The sequence below is a fragment of the Methanobacterium sp. genome (assembly GCA_039666455.1).
In the GTDB taxonomy this organism is placed as follows: Archaea; Methanobacteriota; Methanobacteria; order Methanobacteriales; family Methanobacteriaceae; genus Methanobacterium_D.
In genome coordinates, this window is sequence record JAVSLW010000010.1 from 1 (window position 1) to 18,752 (window position 18,752).

The 18,752-nt window shown below is 35.3% G+C and carries 21 protein-coding genes; 15 read left to right on the forward strand and 6 right to left on the reverse strand.

Annotation, left to right across the window (positions count from 1 at the left end):
• The 3 genes from PQ963_02725 to PQ963_02735 form a co-directional block, all read left to right on the forward strand.
• On the forward strand, nt 1-290 hold a 290-nt coding region (locus PQ963_02725; GenBank protein MEN4028582.1), incomplete at its 5' end, for a DUF2149 domain-containing protein.
• Nucleotides 291-608: 318 nt separating this feature from the next.
• The gene (locus PQ963_02730) at nt 609-947 is read left to right on the forward strand and encodes a NifB/NifX family molybdenum-iron cluster-binding protein (protein MEN4028583.1); all 339 of its coding nucleotides are present in this window, start codon (nt 609-611) and stop codon (nt 945-947) included.
• Between the two features lie 481 nt (nt 948-1,428).
• The gene (locus tag PQ963_02735; protein MEN4028584.1) at nt 1,429-1,836 is read left to right on the forward strand and encodes a hypothetical protein; all 408 of its coding nucleotides are present in this window, start codon (nt 1,429-1,431) and stop codon (nt 1,834-1,836) included.
• 67 nt (nt 1,837-1,903) lie between these two features.
• On the opposite strand, the gene PQ963_02740 is transcribed toward PQ963_02735, so the two are convergent.
• The gene (locus PQ963_02740; GenBank protein ID MEN4028585.1) at nt 1,904-2,404 is read right to left on the reverse strand and encodes a pyridoxal-phosphate dependent enzyme; all 501 of its coding nucleotides are present in this window, start codon (nt 2,402-2,404) and stop codon (nt 1,904-1,906) included.
• Between PQ963_02740 and PQ963_02745 the strand changes: the two genes are divergently transcribed.
• The 4 genes from PQ963_02745 (at nt 2,372) to PQ963_02760 (ending at nt 5,897) form a co-directional block, all read left to right on the forward strand.
• Nucleotides 2,372-3,262, forward strand: coding sequence for a hypothetical protein (locus PQ963_02745; GenBank protein MEN4028586.1), 891 nt, complete (start codon nt 2,372-2,374; stop codon nt 3,260-3,262). The genes PQ963_02740 and PQ963_02745 overlap by 33 nt on opposite strands.
• A 92-nt stretch (nt 3,263-3,354) precedes the next feature.
• Nucleotides 3,355-4,854: a DUF2193 domain-containing protein gene (locus tag PQ963_02750; GenBank protein MEN4028587.1), complete on the forward strand. Its 1,500-nt coding sequence runs from the start codon at nt 3,355-3,357 to the stop codon at nt 4,852-4,854.
• The gene (locus PQ963_02755; protein ID MEN4028588.1) at nt 4,836-5,099 is read left to right on the forward strand and encodes a DUF2180 family protein; all 264 of its coding nucleotides are present in this window, start codon (nt 4,836-4,838) and stop codon (nt 5,097-5,099) included. The genes PQ963_02750 and PQ963_02755 overlap by 19 nt, the downstream gene beginning before the upstream one ends.
• A gap of 12 nt (nt 5,100-5,111) precedes the next feature.
• A complete protein-coding gene (locus PQ963_02760) occupies nt 5,112-5,897 on the forward strand; it encodes an MIP/aquaporin family protein (GenBank protein ID MEN4028589.1) in 786 nt (261 codons plus the stop codon).
• Nucleotides 5,898-5,910: 13 nt separating this feature from the next.
• Here PQ963_02760 and PQ963_02765 read toward each other — a convergent pair whose 3' ends face one another.
• Nucleotides 5,911-7,542, reverse strand: coding sequence for a bifunctional N(6)-L-threonylcarbamoyladenine synthase/serine/threonine protein kinase (locus PQ963_02765; GenBank protein ID MEN4028590.1), 1,632 nt, complete (start codon nt 7,540-7,542; stop codon nt 5,911-5,913).
• A 124-nt stretch (nt 7,543-7,666) separates the two neighbouring features.
• Between PQ963_02765 and PQ963_02770 the strand changes: the two genes are divergently transcribed.
• From PQ963_02770 to PQ963_02780, 3 genes are all read left to right on the forward strand, one after another.
• Complete coding sequence (locus tag PQ963_02770; GenBank protein MEN4028591.1) at nt 7,667-8,734, forward strand: TIGR00303 family protein; 1,068 nt, start codon at nt 7,667-7,669, stop codon at nt 8,732-8,734.
• 175 nt (nt 8,735-8,909) lie between these two features.
• Nucleotides 8,910-9,461 (forward strand): DUF3796 domain-containing protein, encoded by a 552-nt coding sequence (locus PQ963_02775; protein MEN4028592.1) that lies wholly within the window; start codon nt 8,910-8,912, stop codon nt 9,459-9,461.
• A gap of 76 nt (nt 9,462-9,537) precedes the next feature.
• Nucleotides 9,538-9,744, forward strand: coding sequence for a helix-turn-helix transcriptional regulator (locus tag PQ963_02780; protein ID MEN4028593.1), 207 nt, complete (start codon nt 9,538-9,540; stop codon nt 9,742-9,744).
• Between the two features lie 50 nt (nt 9,745-9,794).
• Here PQ963_02780 and truD read toward each other — a convergent pair whose 3' ends face one another.
• Entirely contained in the window at nt 9,795-11,060 is a 1,266-nt protein-coding gene (truD, locus tag PQ963_02785) for a tRNA pseudouridine(13) synthase TruD (GenBank protein ID MEN4028594.1), read from the reverse strand.
• Between the two features lie 143 nt (nt 11,061-11,203).
• Between truD and PQ963_02790 the strand changes: the two genes are divergently transcribed.
• The 5 genes from PQ963_02790 to hisB all read left to right on the forward strand — a co-directional run bounded on the left by PQ963_02790 (nt 11,204) and on the right by hisB (nt 15,111).
• Nucleotides 11,204-11,791: a flavodoxin family protein gene (locus PQ963_02790; GenBank protein MEN4028595.1), complete on the forward strand. Its 588-nt coding sequence runs from the start codon at nt 11,204-11,206 to the stop codon at nt 11,789-11,791.
• Nucleotides 11,792-11,983: 192 nt separating this feature from the next.
• The gene (locus PQ963_02795; protein MEN4028596.1) at nt 11,984-13,531 is read left to right on the forward strand and encodes a flippase; all 1,548 of its coding nucleotides are present in this window, start codon (nt 11,984-11,986) and stop codon (nt 13,529-13,531) included.
• Nucleotides 13,532-13,566: 35 nt separating this feature from the next.
• Nucleotides 13,567-14,271, forward strand: coding sequence for a TOBE domain-containing protein (locus PQ963_02800; protein MEN4028597.1), 705 nt, complete (start codon nt 13,567-13,569; stop codon nt 14,269-14,271).
• A 23-nt stretch (nt 14,272-14,294) separates the two neighbouring features.
• Entirely contained in the window at nt 14,295-14,504 is a 210-nt protein-coding gene (locus tag PQ963_02805; protein MEN4028598.1) for a 4Fe-4S binding protein, read from the forward strand.
• A 28-nt stretch (nt 14,505-14,532) separates the two neighbouring features.
• Nucleotides 14,533-15,111, forward strand: a complete 579-nt coding sequence (gene hisB, locus PQ963_02810) for an imidazoleglycerol-phosphate dehydratase HisB (protein ID MEN4028599.1) — start codon at nt 14,533-14,535, stop codon at nt 15,109-15,111.
• 53 nt (nt 15,112-15,164) lie between these two features.
• Here the strand turns inward: hisB and PQ963_02815 are convergent, their stop codons facing one another.
• The 3 genes from PQ963_02815 to purM all read right to left on the reverse strand — a co-directional run bounded on the left by PQ963_02815 (nt 15,165) and on the right by purM (nt 18,644).
• Nucleotides 15,165-16,370, reverse strand: a complete 1,206-nt coding sequence (locus tag PQ963_02815) for an HD domain-containing protein (GenBank protein ID MEN4028600.1) — start codon at nt 16,368-16,370, stop codon at nt 15,165-15,167.
• A gap of 205 nt (nt 16,371-16,575) precedes the next feature.
• The gene (comC, locus tag PQ963_02820) at nt 16,576-17,604 is read right to left on the reverse strand and encodes an L-sulfolactate dehydrogenase (GenBank protein MEN4028601.1); all 1,029 of its coding nucleotides are present in this window, start codon (nt 17,602-17,604) and stop codon (nt 16,576-16,578) included.
• Between the two features lie 11 nt (nt 17,605-17,615).
• Nucleotides 17,616-18,644 (reverse strand): phosphoribosylformylglycinamidine cyclo-ligase, encoded by a 1,029-nt coding sequence (gene purM, locus PQ963_02825; protein ID MEN4028602.1) that lies wholly within the window; start codon nt 18,642-18,644, stop codon nt 17,616-17,618.
• Nucleotides 18,645-18,752: the final 108 nt, after the last annotated feature.

An 18,752-nucleotide genomic window follows, 5' to 3' on the forward strand; every position in this document is an offset into this window, starting at 1 on the left:
TCAATAGAGAAGATGAAGACCCCATGGCAGGCTCAGCCAACCTCGTAGACGCCATGCTCGTTATTGCGGTAGGACTTCTCATATTTCTTGTGATCTCAGGGGATATGCAAAGTGCTGTTTTTAGTGAGGAATCTCCCCAAAAGAAGAAAGTGTCAAATGAATCAATGCAAAATGCTTCTGAGGTCCAGATGGGAGAAGATATTGCTGACACATCTCAGGAAGGATTTGTTGAAATGGGAAGAGTGTACAAAGACCCTAAAACAGGTAAATTAATCATGGCAGAAGGATAACATGTTTTTAAGGTTGGATTTAGCATGATACTACGTTTACTGGGTTTCTCTGATATTTGTGCTTGATGTAAAATTTAGCTAAACTATTGAGATAACTATCTTTGGTATCTTGAGCATAATATTTAATCCACTCTTGAACCAATTTTATTTTTTTTATTTCTGATCTTGTTACTTATGTCATATTTTCTGCCCTTTTATGTTTGATCTGTGGAGCATGTAGAATCTCCGATTTTTTACGGGTTGCAAAACGTAGTTTTGCAAACATAGAAAAAATTAATTCGGTTAAAAAATAAATTAAAATAGTGTGAGGAGATAATAATGTCATTTAAAGTGGCAGTTGCAAGCAGTGATGGAAAATATGTTAACCAGCATTTTGGTATGGCAGGGCAGTTTTTGATCTTTGAAATTGATGATGAGGGTGAGTACAAATTTATAGAACTTAGGGAAAATGTTCCTGCCTGTGATGTGGGAGGACATACTGAGGATGCCATGAATAGAAGTGTGGAATTGATTTTGGACTGTAAAGCAATTATAGCAAGCCAAATTGGACCTGTAGCAATTGATATTTTGTTGGCCCATGGCATAGAACCTTATATAGCACCTACTTTTATAGATACGGCTTTGAAAGAACTGGCTTTGTTAAAAAAAGGAGAGTAAGAATTAATATTTTAAGATTAATTCAGAAGGCCTATTCCTTGAACGAGGCTTAAACATGTAATTTGGTGATTCTAAGTTTTGATAAGCCTCGTTTAGGATAAGATATTTCCAATGGATTTTTATTTCTATCTACACATTTCTAACGCCTCTTAAGGATGCATTATCTCTATAACTGATTAAAGTCAGTTTATAATCATGATACATTTTCATGCAGTTTTAGCTATGCATTCGGCAGTGTTTTCATTATTACCTTGTTTTGCATTTAGATCCTGTTCTCGTTGATTATATAACGATCGTTATTTCTAATATAACAATTGTTATATTTTCTATATAAAGCTTTCCATTTACATAAAAATGAGTATATCTTTAATAATTCATATTTAAAATGAAATTAAAATTTATAACAAGATGAGAAACTATCTTTAAATAGGTCTAACAAAATATCGAAAGGTAAAAATTTTTTAATTAGGGGGTGCATTCTATGGAGAATAGAGAACTGGAAGAAAAAACAGAGTATGTTGCTGCAATAATTGTTAACCTTATTTTTCTGTATATCTTTAACAATCTGCTCAACTGGCATATTTATTTTGTAACCATTGCTCTCAATGAAATTCTATGGATTATAAATCTGACTATAGCAGTCGCCATTATCGGAAATTTCCTGATGTTGCTGTACAATCCCAACTGGTTCCGACATACCATGAAAGCCATTTTAAATGCCTTTGCCTTCATTGGAGTGTATTTCCTCTTTACAATATTTCCCTTTGATTTCAACAACCCTTTTCTTAACACCGGATTAGCTGTCCTATTGCTACTGGCCCTGGTAGGCATAGTCATAGCTACCATAGTAGAAATATACCTTCTGATAACCGGTAAAAGAAAACTGTAAAAATGAAAAATAACTGGAGTATGGTCTGAATGCTTGTCCGAAAGCTACCGAACAATAATCTGACTTCCTACAGTCCGGAATCAAAAAGAGGCGTGCTCAGGTATCTTTCGCCTGAATCAGGAAAAATCACCACAATCAGCTTACCATTGTTTTCAGGTCTTTTTGCCACCTGCATGGCAGCCCACATAGCAGCCCCTGATGATATACCACATAATATCCCTTCCTCTCTGGCCAATCTGCGTGCGGTGGTAAAAGCATCCTCGTTGGTTACAGAAATAACTTCATCGAGCACTTTCCTGTCAAGTACCCTGGGAATGAAACCGGCACCTATTCCCTGGATACGGTGAGGACAGGCTTTTCCGCCGGATAACACCGACGATGCTTCAGGCTCTACCCCTACTGCCTTAAAAGAGGATTTACGCTCCTTTAACACTTTGGATACTCCAGTGATTGTACCTCCTGTTCCTATGCCTGACACCAAAATGTCTACATTGCCCTGAGTGTCTGCCCATATTTCTTCGGCTGTTGTAAGAGCGTGGATCCTTGGATTTGCAATGTTTTCATCCAGTTATCTGCAAATGATGATGTTTTAGTGAATTTTGAAGATAATTTCATGGAACAATTTCATTTAATGAAAAAAATATCAATACTAAAGATCAATACAATATCAATGTTCAATCATAAAGTTTCATCAGCAAATGATAATGGAAGTTTCATTAAAACAACGTCTTTTTATGAGCTGTATTCGCAACTTAAAACTTTAAAAAAGTCTAAAGGGCATTTTATGCTTGTTTTAGGTGCACCAGGCACTGGTAAATCTGCTAATATATATCAAGCACTTTCTCTACTTGATCTTGATGTTTATGATGCTTTTTTGTTTATAGATATTGATTCCAAACCAGGAGACGTATACAAAATTTTTTGGGATACTCTTCAACAAGATATGGGCGTTAAATCCAGAAACGAAGTTTACAAAAAGGCCTCTGAATATGATCTGGTTCTTTTTGCTGATCCTTTCCTTGATTCAGAATATATTGACCGTGAAAAAGTAGGTTTGGGTCTTTGGACAGAAAAAAACGGTTTAAACACTTTTTCATTCTATTTAAAAGTACTGTATGAATTTATTAAGCATTACAGTGATTTAAAAAAAGTTAATGTCGTTGCTCAAACAGCAGGAGTTTTTAGATTCCTGGGGGTTCAATATGATATTCTCACTGATTTCGGATTTTTATCCAAATTTCTGGTTTTTCTGTTAAAAAAATTGTTTGACGTGGTTTTAATATCCTATACTCAAGATGAAATAATTGAAATTGTTAAAAGCCGTCATTATTCCTGTAGTAATGAAAAAATTGAAGGATGTATAAGGAAATATGGTAAAAGGCCCCGTTTTATCTTTGAGGCATTGGATAAGAGGAGTAATGATTAAAATTTTCAAACCTGCTATTTTTTAAATTTAAATTATTAACATTTACCCAAATTTTATTAGTTAATTAATATAAAATATTATTGGTGGTTGATATGGCAGATGTATATGGTAAAATGGTTAAAGAAGCTATGATGGCTCAAAAAGCTGATGTAGATACGGTAAAAAAGTATAGGGGAGATAAATTTAAAATTGAGCACACGAAAGCTTATGTGGACGTGGCAAATAAGATGGAAGCAGTTGAAGGACAGAGCGAAGCTGTGATAAATCTTCATGTAGATTCAATTAACACTCACTATGACACCTTAACAGGTCTTACAGATACAATAAGACCAGAAGATGACCCTTTTGTAGAACACTACCAGACTCCTGCCATACTGGAAATACTATACGAAGAAGATGAGAGCTTTAAAAAAAGCGTTGATAAGTTTATAGATACTATCGGGAAATCTGAAGACATTATAGGCCTTGATTCTGTAAGAAGGTACTCTGGATTTTATGGACCCACATGTGTCGTTGATTTTGCCATGATTCCTGGAAGTAGCAGTAATGTGGTAAATAAGATACTAAAAAGGACAGATATACCTGATGAGCATAAAAGGACCATATTAGCAGCTAAATCATGGGGGATGAACACTTCCTATGGTATAGGTGAAACTTTTGCAAATAAGGTAGAAGAAGGCGTAACAGTTGGTGAAGCTATTAAAGATGAAATTGAAATGGTTAAATCAATTTATGAAACTCCTGTAGACGCTCAAGCAAAATTAATGGATTCATTGGGACATGAATCCTTTGATGTAAGAAAATACATGTTAAAATACAAAAAAAGAATGAAAGATACCATTATGGCTGCTGTTGAGGATGGAGTACACTATGGAAACATAGTAACTGTTCCTGCCTATTGTGTTGGTGATATATCTCATCATATAGCTCAGTCAACATATAACATGTGTAAAGACGATGTTATAATGGCTATAATTGAAGCTACAACTGATGTAATGGAATCAACTCTTAATAATGCAGTGGAAAAATTTAAAAGTGAATATCAGATATTATCACTTGCTACAGGGGCTGCTGCATGTGCAGTAGAATATATACTAGAGTTAGATGGTTTTAACGCTCCAACAGTTGTTGAATTACTTACAAGAAGGTTTCACAACTATGTACAACTGAATCCTACAAGATCAGCAGCAGCAGAACTTCACAACTGCGACTTCATGGATACCATTTACAGGGGATGGAAATACCTTGATGTGGAAAGAAGAATGAAAAATGGGAGTGGAGGTAAATTAGAACCTGTAGTAACTGGATTTAAAGTTAATTTAGATCCAGTGGATCGAAATGAAGTTATAATGAACCCACAAAGATATACTTATCCTGGATGTGCTATAACAGTTAGATTTTCTTCTTTAATGAGATTGGCTGATTACCCATGTCTGATTACAAGCGAACCTGTAACTGCCACCTTGATGACCAATATCATTGCCATGCATAAAGAAACTCCTGCATCTCCAGTTAGAGCATGTAAAAACTGTGCTTCAGCATGTCTGGTCGATTTCAGACATGACTACTGCCAGTGGAAAGAAGCAGTGTAACTTCATTTATTTTTCAACTTATTGGGGGCATTAAAATAAAATGTTACATGTGTGCTTTGGAAGGTAAAGATACAGATGCTTTGGCAATTTGTATAGTTTGTGGAATGGGCATCTGTAAGGATCACCTTATAAGAGAAGAGCTTGAAATTTGGAAAGGAGATTATCCATTCCCTTCAAAAAGATTTGAGAAAACATTGCCCAGATTTTTATGTGAATGGTGCTACGAGGCCTATCAAAGCGGATAAAGGTGATTTTAAATGGTATCATTACAAAAAAGGTTTTTAGCCGAACTTATAGGCACGTTTTTCCTGGTTTATATAGGGGCAGGAGCTGCGGTCATAACATTAATGATAAGCCACGGGGCACCTCTTCCTAATCCCTTTAATATAGGAATAGGTGTTTTAGGTGGACTTGGAGACTGGTTAGCCATAGGATTAGCTTTTGGACTTACAGTGGCAGTTTTAATTTATGCGCTTGGCCATATTTCTGGTTGTCATATAAATCCTGCAGTCACGATTGCTCTTTGGGCTACAAAAAAATTTCCATCAGCGGATGTAATCCCCTACATTGTCGCGCAGTTAATTGGCGCATCTCTTGCAAGCTTCTTATTTGCTGCAAGTGTAGGTATGAATGCAGTTACCATAGGAGGGCTTGGAGCAACTGCTCCATTTGAAGGAATTGGATATCTTCAAGCAATACTTGTTGAAGCTATAGGCACATTCCTTCTGATGCTTGTTATTATGGGTTCTGCAGTGGATAAAAGAGCAACTCCTGGATTTGCAGGTGTTGCTATAGGTTTTACAGTAGCAGGAATCATTACAACCATAGGAAACATAACAGGAGCTTCAATTAATCCTGCAAGGACATTTGGACCCTATCTTGGAAATCTTGTACTTGGTGGAGTTAATCTATGGCTATATTTCCCAATATATGTAATCGGGCCTATTGTGGGGGCTATAATCGCTGCATTTGTGTATGATTATATTTCATCAGAAGAAAAGCTACCATACAGAGGAATTACGGGGGAAGATAAAAAAATATAGAGGATTAACTTATTTATTTTAAAACAGTATAACGACCTCTTCCTTCAATCTCCTCAATTTTACGGACTGTTTCTTCATAATTTTTGGCAGTTTCATACCCTTTCAAAATTTCACTAAAGCACAAATCAGCAATTTTATAATGAATTCCTGAAATCGCTTTTTTAAATACCAGAAGGTCAACTCCCTTATCTTCAATTAAATCTGAATTTTTTCCAAGTCCAAAATCTATAAACACAATTTTATCATCTTCTAAAATTAAATTGGATGTTGTAAGGTCTCCGTGAATTATACTGCAGTTGTGCAGTTTTGCTATATTTTCACCTATCTTTCTGGAAATATTTTTAATTCTCTCAACACCCACTCTTTCAAAAACATTTTTAATCATTCTTCCATGGATTTTCTCTAAGGAGAGGGTATTTTGTTTTTTGTTTATGTCATAAATAAGCGGAGTTTTAACGCCACACCTTTTAGATTCCCCCAAAAGTTTTGCCTCTTTTTTGGTTCTTTCTTTCCTTAAACGACTGTCAATTTCAGGAATTCTATAACTTTTTAAAATCCGTTCTTTAATGAAAACATCATGATTTAACCATTTATCTTCATATAGATTTGCTTCAGCCCCTTTTTCTGCAATCTCTGGAGGCAGTTTCAGATGTTTATCTGATTTCATCATCCAGGGAACGTCCACCATGTCTGTTCTGTATTTTTGGATGATTGTTGTGTCCTCTATTTTCTGTGTTAGACCATATTTATGCATTAACTGACCCATCCAGGCAATCATGGCACCATTATCACCACAATATTCAATTGGAGGCATGTAAAACTCTGAAAAATGTTCTTCTGCCATTATACTAACCATTTCACCTAATCTGCTGTTTGCTGCAACTCCTCCGCACAGCATGACTTCCTGTTTTTTTGTATGGGCAAGTGCTCGTTCTGTTACTTCAACAAGCATGGAAAAAGCTGTTTCCTGCAAACTGTAGCAGATATCATCCAGTTGCGTCCCTGATTCATGCTTTCTTAAAGCTGCAGTAAGAAGCCCTGAAAATGAAAGATCCATTCCTTTTACTGTATAAGGGAGCTTGATGTACTTGCTGGCTTTTCTGGCGTGTTCTTCGACTTTTGGGCCTCCGGGATGTCCAAGACCAACTTCACGTGCAAACTGGTCAAGACAATTCCCTATGGCTATATCAAGGGTCTCTCCAAGTACTCTGTATCTTTCAGACTCATATGCAATTACCTGAGTATTTCCACCACTAACATAGAGGGATACAGGATCTTCTGCACCAGTTGTAAGTCTTCCTATTTCAACATGCCCTATACAGTGATTAACTCCTATAATAGGAACTTTTAGTGAAAGTGCAAGTGATCTGGCGGCAGTTGCAGTTGTTCTAAGTGCAGGGCCAAGTCCAGGACCCCTTGAAAATGCAACAAGATCAATTTCACCAATATCCAGGTTAGCTTCTTTTAAAGAATCTTTAATAAGTGGAACTATTGAAGCAGCGTGATGTTCTGCAGCTTCTCTTGGATGAATCCCACCACTTTCCGGGATTAACTGCTTTCCACGAGATGATAGAACATTCCCGTCTGAATCAACTATTCCCACACCTGTTTTTTCTGCGGTTCCTTCAATTCCTATACAAATCACTTATATCACATCTAAGTATAAGTTATTAAGCCTGTAATTAGTAACTTAAATAACATAATTAAATCAATATTTGAAAGTATAGAATTGTATTTGCTTTTTTCGTTAATAAACTTCGAGGTGTACAATGAACAATATAAAATGCTATGGCTCACCTTCAATCCTGGATAATTTACAGAATAAGGATCCCCTATTTTTATGTGTAATTGCAACCACAAAAACATCCAGTATTCCTGGAATAACAGGCGCTGGTGCTACTCCCAAACTAACTGCTTACACACCTGCAGCTGATTTAGAACTTGTAATATGTGGAGAACCCAAATGCCTGTCAGAAATTCCACAAACAGTGCTTGGAGATGAACCAGCACCGACACCAGCTGTAATAACAAAAGCGTGTCTTGAAATGGCTGATATTCCAATTATGGTTGCTGATGCTGGTGCTAAGGTAAAACCAGACGTGCCCTACATTAAGTTAGGTGAAAAACCAGGTGAAGATATAAGAACAGGAAATGCAGTTGAAAATGCAGGAGAACTGTTTGAAAAAGGAGTAATGCTTGGGAAAACTTTATCAAAAATCACTGATCATCTTATTATTGGTGAAAGCACCCCTGCAGGCACAACCACAGCTCTTGGAGTTTTAACAGCTCTTGGCTATGATGCGAAGCAGAAGGTAAGCGGGAGCATGCCTGAAAATCCTCATGATCTGAAGTATGAGGTGGTAATGGAAGGCCTTAAAGCTGCAGGATATGAAGAAGGCAGTGTTGTGGAGGATGCTCTTCGTGCAGTCGAAATTGTGGGCGATCCAATGATCCCGGCTGTAGCAGGGATTGTGATGGGTTCATCTGTGCCAGTTACGCTTGCTGGTGGTACACAGATGACTGCGGTGTGCTCTGTTATTAAAGGCATTGACTCTGAATTTGATTTCTCTAATCTATGCATCACAACAACTATTTTTGTTGCAGAAGATGAAACAGCAGATATCAATTATATAACCCGTCAGATTGCAGATATCAATATTTTTGCAGTTGATCCAGAATTTGAAAAATCTTCTGTTGCAGGGCTTAAAAGTTACTTGGATGGTTCTGTAAAGGAAGGAGTTGGAGCTGGCGGAGCTATGATGGCTGCAATGCTTAAAGATATCGATATTGACGATATAAGGGTGAAAATTGAGGATCTATGTAATAAAATCTTTTAGCTACAGAATGTTAAACTCTGTTTACCTAAATATTCAATCTGTAACTATTTTTTAAGATGATCAAAAGTTTTAAACAGCATGATGTTAGAATTATACAACATAGTGTTAGAAATTGTTAACATTATGTTGGAAATAAATAACTTAAAAATGTAAGATAGGTAAGGACCGTGATTGTATGAAAATCAAATTTAACTGGGCATGGGGATTTTTAGGAGTATTAGGACTTCTTGGATATGTGTTAAATGAACCACTCTATTATGCGTTCTTTGCATTCTTTATATTTTTCATAGGAATCAAAGATCAGAAAAAAAAGGACAAATATGAAAAGAAGGAAGAAAGGAATATCATTGATCTTTATAAGATAAGTATGTGGAGTGCATCGGCAGCATTAATTTTATCAGGGATTGTTTTAATTATTTGGAAGACAATTGATGATACAATAGCTATAGTGGTTTTGTTAAGCATAGTTGTGCTCAGTTCGAACTTTTTTCAGTCAATAGGAATGGAAAAACCCACAAAAGATGAAAGGATAAGGAAGATAGGCACAGCTGCGGCTACATATTCCTGGTATGCGACATTAAGCTTTGTAAGCTTTTTACTTGTCTTTAGTTACTGGGGAGGCCGTGAATATAACGCTGCAGAAGCATTCGGTGTAACAATTCTTACAATGATATCTACAATGGTTGTAGCCAACGTAATTTTAAGCCGTAAAGGCGATATAGAATAAAAGTGAGTTTTACCTGGTAAAATTCTTATTTGTATAATTTAAAGTAATTTGAGATACATAATTAAACAGGATTCTAATGAGAACTAGAATAAAAGAATTCAGAGCTAAATATGACCTTACCCAGGCAGAACTTGCAGAAAAAGTTGGTGTTAGGAGAGAAACGATAGTTTTCCTTGAAAAGGGTAAATATAATCCTTCATTAAAACTTGCTCATGATATTGCAGTGGCTTTAAATGCCAAAATTGATGAACTGTTTATTTTCGATGATGAGAAAGATAAATGAATTTTAAAAGATGGAAAATAGGTTAAGTGAAAAAATTTAAATGCTTCTTTTTAAACAACTTCATTTTTCATTATTTCCCTTAAAACTGCGGTGGCATAACAGCCCTTCGGGATTGAAAATTCAATCAGAATTCCTTCATCAGTAGCTTTAGCTGATGTATTCCATATTTTAAACCTTATTGCACGTCTTAATCCATGACTTCCAAGTTTGGGCATTTTAGGAACTTTAAATTCTTCTAAAGTAACTCCTTCTTCATCTAAAACTTTTTGCTCCATTTCTCCAGGTTTTCCGCCTGCAAGTGGAACTTTACTTCCAAGAAGGGGTGCTGTGGGGTGAACCTCAAAGTTTTTAATTTGCTCATTAATATCATTGCCAAATTCATGTACTAAATGCTCTTCATTATCAATAATTATATCTCCTTCCACGTATTTATCAATTCCAAGCTTTGCTCTCTCACTTACTGCTTTGTTGAATAAAAAGGATTGGTAAGCATGGACAAACATCCGTTTTAATGGTTTTGGAAGGCTTTCTATGGCGTGTTTGTAAGAATTTTCATCTAAAGAAGCAATATCATTGATTTTTTTCTTTTTCATTTCCTTTAAGAGCGTTTTAAGCATCATCTTTTCATAGCGCATGCTTCTGGGCATTGCCCCAAGTAATTCCTCCCATTTTCCATCATCATACAATTTTCTTGCTTCTTTAATGTGTTCTGGCTCTTCTTCATATGGATTTCCAATGTATGAATCAACTACCTTTTTTAAATCATTTTCAAGCAATGCTTTTCCAACAAGATGGGTATTCGATCTTTTTGTACCAAACCTCTGCCAGCCATAATAATTGGGAACGCCTTTTTTAGTTAGTTCGGCCAGTATTTCATTTGCAACTTCACAATCAGCTTCAGGATTATCGGTATCTCTTATAAGTAATCGGAATTTATTCCCTGTAAGCTGTCCAATCCTTAATTTCTTCTCATTTTGCATTATTTTAAGGATTTTCACCCTGTACAGTTTATCCTTTATTTTTTCAATTTTTTCAACTTCGCTGTTTGCAACACACAGCCATTGCCTTGTGACTGCTCTTTTATCTTTCATTCCTGCAAAACCCATTCTTTTTCTGTCTATGTGCAGTTCATGTGCCACGTCCAGCACCACATCAAGGGTGTCTCTTCCTATTTTTTCAATGAAAAACCATGTATTAGGTCCTGTTCCGCTTGGTTCAGATTCTGGTATTTCTTCAACATAGAAATCTTCATATTTTGTCCTTATTCGCCCACCAATTCCTTTTTGACAGGTGATATAAGTTTCTGCATTAAGCATGAGTTTTTTCTCCAGTATATTTAAAATTGAACAATATAAAAATTAGTTCTATTATTATGTTTTATTCTATTATTCCTTTATAAACTGAATGAAATAGGGAAGTTTTATTTATTCTTGCAGCCATACACTAATTGGAGATTAATATGATCATCGGAATATGTGGAAGCCCAAGACAACAGGCTACAGATTACGTCACCAAAAAAGCATTAAACATGCTTGAAGAGAAAGGTTTCGAAACAGCTTTTTTCAGCATCCGTGGAAAAGATATAGCTGCTTGCATACACTGTGATTACTGTTTGAGGCAGCACGAGTGTATTAAAAAAGACGATATGTACGAAGTTTACAGTTTAATTCAGGATTGTAAAGGACTTATACTGGCATCTCCAAGCTACAACAGCGGGATGAGTGCACAGCTAAAAGCTGTTCTGGATAGAACACGTGCTTTAGGTGCTGCAGACATTAATTTTTTAAAAAATAAAGTTGGAATGGCTATTGCAGTTGGTGGCGACAGGATGGGAGGTCAGGAACTGGTTATCCAGCAGATAATCACTTATTACGTGCTTACTGGAGCAATACCTGTAAGTGGAGGAGCATGGGGAGCGAATTTAGGCGCCACATTCTGGTCAAAGGATAGTGTTGATGGTGTAAAGGCAGACGATGAAGGCTTTAAAACCCTAAAGAAAACTGTAGATAAATTTGCCCAGTTTTTAGAAATTTATAGCGAAAAATAATAAACTTACTATTTTCTTAATTTTAAAAATTTAACAGGTTTTTAAAATTGGTTTTTCTAAAAATAAGAAAAAAGTATTAAATAAAGCTTTTAAATACTATCTATTCTATAAAATAGAAGTATAAAATTCAACATAACTGATTTTATTATCTAAACGAAATAATCGGTGAATATTTTATTTTTTGGTGAATTAATGTCAACTTCAAAGATACTTAAAGGAAGCTTTCTTATAATGATAAGCTACATATTCTTTCGAATAGGTGGCTTAATATACCGATTTTTAATGGGTAGATTGCTTGGTCCAGATGGTTACGGTCTTGTTGTACTGACATTGCCCTTTCAGGGAATTTTCCAGATTCTATCATCTGCTGGAATCCCTCCGGCCATTGCTAAGTTTGTAGCGCAGCATAAAGTTATTGGCGAAGATGAAATGGCGAGACAGGTCATTTTTACCTCTCTAAAACTCATGTCAATTCTGGGCATTTTCTTTGCCCTTGTAATATTCTTCTCTGCTGACTGGATAGCTCTTAACTGGTTCAAAAAGCCTGAAGTTGCCTATCCACTTCAAGCTGTTGCACTTATAACTCCTTTTAGTGTTATAGTGGGAGCCTTTAGAGGAACTTTCCAGGGATTATACCGGATGGAATTTATAGTGGCCACAAGAGCTGCAGAACAGATTTTCACCATTATTTTTGCAGTTGTGCTTGTATCATTAGGTTTTTATGCTGCAGGAGCAGTTATGGGTACAGGGTTAGGGTTTTTAGCCTCCGCAATTACTGCTGTTTTAATATTCAAGAAATACTTATGGGAATATTTTCCAGCACCGTCTCCTGAAAATAAATTAAGTTTCAAGGAAGAGTTAGGCCTTATTAGAATAATTTTAGCGTTTTCAATACCTGTTGCAGTTACAGGATTATCTGAACTGGCAATATATGATGTCAGTACATTTATGATAGGTAGATATCTGACGGCCAGGGATGCAGGATACTATGGGGTGGCAGATCCAGTATCAAGATTGCCCCTTATAATTTCACTTTCTGTAGCAACGGCAATACTTCCTGCTGCGTCTGAAGCTTCGAGTTTAAATGATAAGAAGTTGCTTGAAACTTATGTAAATCAATTGTATCGTTACGTTGTTTTACTTATCCTGCCAATTTGTGTGGGCATTTCTATATTTGCAGAGCCCATTCTTGGATTATTGTTCGGGTATGAATTCATCTATGGTGCAGGTGCCCTGAGTGTTCTTGTTATTGGAATGGCTTTTTACACTCTATTTATGGGTTTATCAAGTATTATCCAGGGAATTGGACATCCCAGGCTTCCTATGATTATTCTCCTTACAGGAACAGTGATAAATATCATCCTGAATTATATTATGGTGCAGATTTATGGAATTATAGGTGCTGCAGTAGCTACAACTATAGCTGCTTTCATTATAATGGTGGCAATAGTGTGGAAAACTTCCAAAATAACTGAGGTTAACCCTCCATACTCAGATTTCATTAAAATAGGAATTGCATCTGGGGTAATGGGATTGACCCTATTAATAATCCCTAAAACTATATATGGACTTATATTAGCATTAATTATAGCTCCAATTATCTATTTAACTGTATTTACACTTATTAGAGGGTTTAAAAAAGAAGATATCAGGATAATGAAAAAATATGTGATAAAATTGGGTCCACTATCTGAAGTGGTGGGAAAAGCAATTAAATTTATAGAAAGATTTGCAGAATAATACTATAAAATCTAAAAAGTTATGAGAGGATAATTATGTCTGAGAGAAAAAGGCCTAAATATAGGCTGGACATGGAAGTTGAAATTGGAGATAAGGTCGTATCTTTAAATAACAAAAAATCCAGGCTTCTTCAGTGTATAGACAAATACAGATCCATAGCAAAGGCCTCAAAGGAAACTGAAATCCCCTACAGGACAGCGCTTAAAAATATTGAAATCATGGAAAAAGAACTTGGTTTACCAATTGTAACCACAAAAAGAGGAGGAAAAGGAGGAGGAGGTAGCAGTGAGCTTACAGATATTGGAAAAGAAATCCTTCAAAAATTCGTCAAATTGAACAGAGTAATTAAAAAACACGCTGATTTAAATGAAATAGAGGGCGTTATATCTTATATAGATGAAGAAGAGAAAATAATGGCAGTAAAATTAGATAAAAAAGAAGTAATATTACCCATCACTGAAGAATTCAGTGTCGGTGATAATGTTCTTATTTTAATTGGTCCAAATGACATATTTGTAACTCTAAAAGCTCAAAAATCCAGTGTCAGGAATATGCTCGAAGGAAGAATAACAGAGATGAAATTTAAAAAAGATATAGTGCGTATGACTGTAAATATCAATGGTATTAATGTTATTGCAGATATAACCGAATTATCCAGAAAAGAACTTGGCTTAAATCTTGGAAAAAATGTTTTCATAGGATTTAAAGCTGCCGCAGTAGATATTATAAAAAGGAACTAATATTTATTTAAAGAGTGAATTATATGAAGATAATTGTTGATAAAGAAAAATGTACAGGATGCGGAATATGCAAAGAAGCTTGCCCTAAAGGAGGTAAAATATGGGATATAGATAATAAAGCCACGGTTACAAACCTTCGGTTTTGTCATCTATGTACAATTTGTGCTTCCAAATGCCCAGAACAGGCAATACTTATAGTTAGAGATGATAATAAACCTCCAAAAGAGGATTGATATCCCTAAAGAAGTTAAGGATGGTATTATGGGAAGAAGTAAAAAACTTGGTAGGAAAACCTCTGAAACTGATATTGAAATATCCATTAATATTGATGGCACTGGAAAATCTGAAATAAACACTGGAATCAGTTTTTTTGACCATATGCTTGATTCATTTACAAGACACGGATTTTTTGACCTTCAAATTAATGCAAAAGGTGATTTAAAGGTCGATGATCACCATACTGTTGAAGATGTGGGAATTCTTCTTGGAGAGACATTTGCAGAAGCTATAGGCAATAAAAAAGGGATAAAACGAATGTCACATGCTATAATTCCTATGGATGATGCTTTGGCAACTGTCGCTGTGGATATAAGTGGCCGAAGCTGCAGCGTTTTAAAATTTTCCTTTAAAAAGGCAAAGGTAGGGGATTTAAGTACCGAAAATGTGGAACATTTCTTTGAATCATTTGCAAACCATGCAAGAATTAATATCAATGCAAAAGTAGAAGGGGAAAATGACCATCACAAAATAGAAGCACTCTTTAAAGCTTTTTCAAGGGCATTAAATGATGCATCAAAAATAGAGCATGATATTATTCCAAGTACCAAGGGGACTTTATGATTTGTTTAAATACTTAAATAATTTTTTAACTTGTAGGGTATTTCAACATATCACTATTGTTTTTTATAGAAATAATCAAAAATTCTGCCAAAATCCATGCCAGAAACTTTACGACTCTTATAGAGTTCATATATGTTTTCTCTACCTTCTAAAAGAAATTTAGATTTAAGTCCGTATTTTATTGATAAATTAGCTTCCACAAATGCGGCTAATTTATCACATGCCCGGATTAATTCACCATCAAGCGGTGAAAACTTATCTTTATTGTAATTTTTGTTTAAATCTTTGAATTTAATTCCTGTTTTTATAATATTGCTTTCTTTGATTTTATTTTCAAATTCATCCTCAATGAAGTACTTCATTTCATCGTGCCAGGGCTTAGGAAGTAGAGGAAGTATCTCCTCCTTCATTCTTTCACTTTCGTATTCCTTAATCAATTCATCTAAATTTGCGGTGCTTTTAATTGGAGATATGATGTCTTTAGTTAAAACTTCCGGTAAATCATGGAATAATCCGGCAAAGAAGTTATTGTAAATTCTCTTTTTGCATGGATCACTATCCATTTCAACTGTACATAGATATGCAGATGTTGCGACTATTAACATGTGTCCAAGAACTGATGTTTCAGGTATCCTGGGTGAATGGGCCCATCGTTTTTGAAACCTGAGCTGTCCACAGAGGTCTACAAATCCATAGGACTTTTTTTCAAGAAGGATCTTTTGAACACCGATTAAATCATAGTGATCTTCAATCTGATTCTCGATATTCTCTTTTGTCTTTTCTATCCCATAAATAAATGGTGCGGAGTGATATATTATTTTAAATTCCCAATTTGTTGCCAGATAGTGGGCTGCTCTTAGAATACGGCGCTCCAGAGTGTTTGGTGAGAGAGAAAAATATTTTTCAAACCTCATTTTGAATTCTCTGTTTTCCAGTGCATCTAAGTCATCTTTTAATTCTTTTAAAACGTATGTATTCAACTCTTCACGCCTTTCAGCCATCATACGATGAAATACAGGAGGTTTAATATCAGTTAATACCAATCTGTAGAGAAAATCAAAAATAAAACCTTCTATAATGTCTATCCAGTTTATGTGTCCTTCACCTTTTCTATCCTCTTCAATCTTAGCTATTACATACGCTATGACTATTTTATGGGCCTGTTTATCCAGTTCTGTTAATTCTACAGGCCTTATATGGTCATTCCACCGTTGCATGCTTGCAGCTTCAAAGAACCTTTCTATTAGTTTTTCTATCATTGATTCACCCATTCAAAAGCAGTATAAGATTAAATTATTTCCATTTATTAAATAACTTAATTATTTATCTAAATTTAGATGAATAACGTGACACATTCAATTTATATCTGAATAAGATCAGGAGATTATTTTTAATAAATGGAAATTTATATTGGTTAAAAACATCGGGTAAAATTACTGCATAAAATAATAGTCATTTGCAAAATTAACCTATCATATTATCCAGATCAAAGGATAATTCATCTGCAATTTCTTTAAGTTGAGCGTAAAGAACCTCATCAACTGGAATACCATTGTCCCTGACATTTCTAATGTTTCGAACTTCCATATCCCCCGGGATGAAAATACCCTCCCCAGAACCTTTTATTTCTGCAATGAATTCGTCCACATCTTCTTTAAATTTTTCTATGTCCACAAATTTTGAAATGTCTATTGCTATCATGAGGTCACCTTTTGTACACATTTCTTTATGATTAGCAGTTCCTTTTACTCCTTTACCATACGCTGCTTTTACAAGAGGTCCTGCAAGAATTTCAATCATGAATGCAAGTGCATAACCCTTATGTGCTCCAAAAGGTAGAATTGAACCTTTAAGCGCTGCTTTTGGATCTGTTGTTGGATTTCCTTCCACATCAAGTGCAACATTTTCAGGGATTTTTTGTCCCTTTCGTATGGCTTCAAGAAGTTTACCTCTTGCAGACGCTGATGTTGCCATATCAACAGATACGTAGTTTTTATTTGATGGAATTCCAATTGCTATAGGATTTGTTCCGAGAATAGGCTCTTTACCACCTATTGGAGCTACTGCGGGCTCTGTATTTGCAATTACAAGGCCAACCATGTCTTCTGTAACTGCCATGTCTGAATAGTATCCTGCCACTCCAAAATGGTTTGAATCATGAATTCCCACCATTCCAATTCCAGTACTTTTTGCCTTCTGGATGGCTATTTCCATTCCTTTATAAGCAACAACATGTCCAAATTTATGATTACCATTTATAAGTGCCATTGCCGGTGTTTCTTTTTCTATTTCTATTTCTGCATCTGTTTTAATCGTTCCGGCTTTAAGCCCCTTTATATATTGGGGAAACCTGCCCAGTCCATGTGATGAAAAACCCTTTAAATTGGCATCTAAGGTCACATCGGCAACGATTTCTGCATCCTCACATGAAACGTTCATCCTTGTTAAAATTTCAATGATTATTGCTTTTTCCTGTTCGGCTGTTATATTCATTTCATCACCAACTATAAATTAATAATACTCCCATCAAAGGCTTTAATCGTTATTTTTTCTTCCACATCCTCTTTAGCATACCCTATTTTAAAAGCATTTTTATGCTTTTTAATAGCGTCAATTGTTTTTTGAGCATCTTCCTCATCAACAATGATTACAAAACCAATATTCATATTGAATACTCTGTACATTTCTTCTAAAGGTACATCACAGACATGTATCGATTTAAATATTGGATATGGTTCGGGTAAATTATTAATTTCATATCCAATACCTTTTTTAAGCCGTTTAAGATTTAAAATGCCTCCTCCAGTTATATGTGCAAGACCATGGATATCCACATCCAAATTAAGTAAATCAAGGACAGTTTTTACATAAATTGCAGTTGGCTTTAAAAGCTCTTCGCCAACAGTTGTATTTGGATCGCCGGGAAGTGGATCATCAACTGTTAACCCTAATTTATCAAAAAATACCTTTCTTGCAAGGCTTAAACCATTGCTATGTATTCCATCACTTTCTATTCCAATTAAAACGTCGCCAACACTAATTTTTTCCCCAGTAATTACTTTATCCACGTCTACAATTCCAATCCCTGTGCCTGCAAGGTCAAAATCTCTAACTATTTCTGGAAGCGATGCTGTTTCTCCTCCAATTATCGCTATTTTAGACATTTCTGCCCCTTTAGCAAGTCCCTTTCCTATTTGAGATGCAATTTCTGGATCTGCCTTTTCTACAGCCAGATAATCCACCATAGCTATTGGTTCTGCTCCAACGCAAAGTATATCATTTACTACCATTGCAATGCAGTCTATTCCAACGGTATCATATTTATCCATCATTTTTGCAACCAGTATTTTACTTCCAACGCCATCTGTACTCATAGCAATTGCTTTATTTCCTAATTTAACAAGCGCTGCAAAATGACCACTTTCTGTTATCACATCCCTAAATGAAAGTGTTTTTTTAATTTCTAAGACCAGAGCAGAAACTGTTTCCTCCTCCAGATTAATATCAACGCCTGATTCTGAATATGTTACCATGTAATTCACCAAAATAATTTCCTCAAATTTTAAAATAAAGGTAATATGTTTACTATTTGATTATGTACTAATAAAACTTTTAGATTTTCTAAATATAAAATAAGACAT

Coding starts and splice junctions, on each gene's coding strand:
- PQ963_02730 (MEN4028583.1), top strand. CDS start 609: ATGTCATTTAAAGTGGCAGTTGCAAGCAGTGATGGAAAATATGTTAAC.
- PQ963_02735 (MEN4028584.1), top strand. CDS start 1,429: ATGGAGAATAGAGAACTGGAAGAAAAAACAGAGTATGTTGCTGCAATA.
- PQ963_02750 (MEN4028587.1), top strand. CDS start 3,355: ATGGCAGATGTATATGGTAAAATGGTTAAAGAAGCTATGATGGCTCAA.
- PQ963_02760 (MEN4028589.1), top strand. CDS start 5,112: ATGGTATCATTACAAAAAAGGTTTTTAGCCGAACTTATAGGCACGTTT.
- PQ963_02770 (MEN4028591.1), top strand. CDS start 7,667: ATGAACAATATAAAATGCTATGGCTCACCTTCAATCCTGGATAATTTA.
- PQ963_02775 (MEN4028592.1), top strand. CDS start 8,910: ATGAAAATCAAATTTAACTGGGCATGGGGATTTTTAGGAGTATTAGGA.
- PQ963_02780 (MEN4028593.1), top strand. CDS start 9,538: ATGAGAACTAGAATAAAAGAATTCAGAGCTAAATATGACCTTACCCAG.
- truD (MEN4028594.1), bottom strand. CDS start 11,060: ATGCTTAATGCAGAAACTTATATCACCTGTCAAAAAGGAATTGGTGGG.
- PQ963_02790 (MEN4028595.1), top strand. CDS start 11,204: ATGATCATCGGAATATGTGGAAGCCCAAGACAACAGGCTACAGATTAC.
- PQ963_02795 (MEN4028596.1), top strand. CDS start 11,984: ATGTCAACTTCAAAGATACTTAAAGGAAGCTTTCTTATAATGATAAGC.
- PQ963_02800 (MEN4028597.1), top strand. CDS start 13,567: ATGTCTGAGAGAAAAAGGCCTAAATATAGGCTGGACATGGAAGTTGAA.
- PQ963_02805 (MEN4028598.1), top strand. CDS start 14,295: ATGAAGATAATTGTTGATAAAGAAAAATGTACAGGATGCGGAATATGC.
- hisB (MEN4028599.1), top strand. CDS start 14,533: ATGGGAAGAAGTAAAAAACTTGGTAGGAAAACCTCTGAAACTGATATT.
- PQ963_02815 (MEN4028600.1), bottom strand. CDS start 16,370: ATGATAGAAAAACTAATAGAAAGGTTCTTTGAAGCTGCAAGCATGCAA.
- comC (MEN4028601.1), bottom strand. CDS start 17,604: ATGAATATAACAGCCGAACAGGAAAAAGCAATAATCATTGAAATTTTA.
- purM (MEN4028602.1), bottom strand. CDS start 18,644: ATGGTAACATATTCAGAATCAGGCGTTGATATTAATCTGGAGGAGGAA.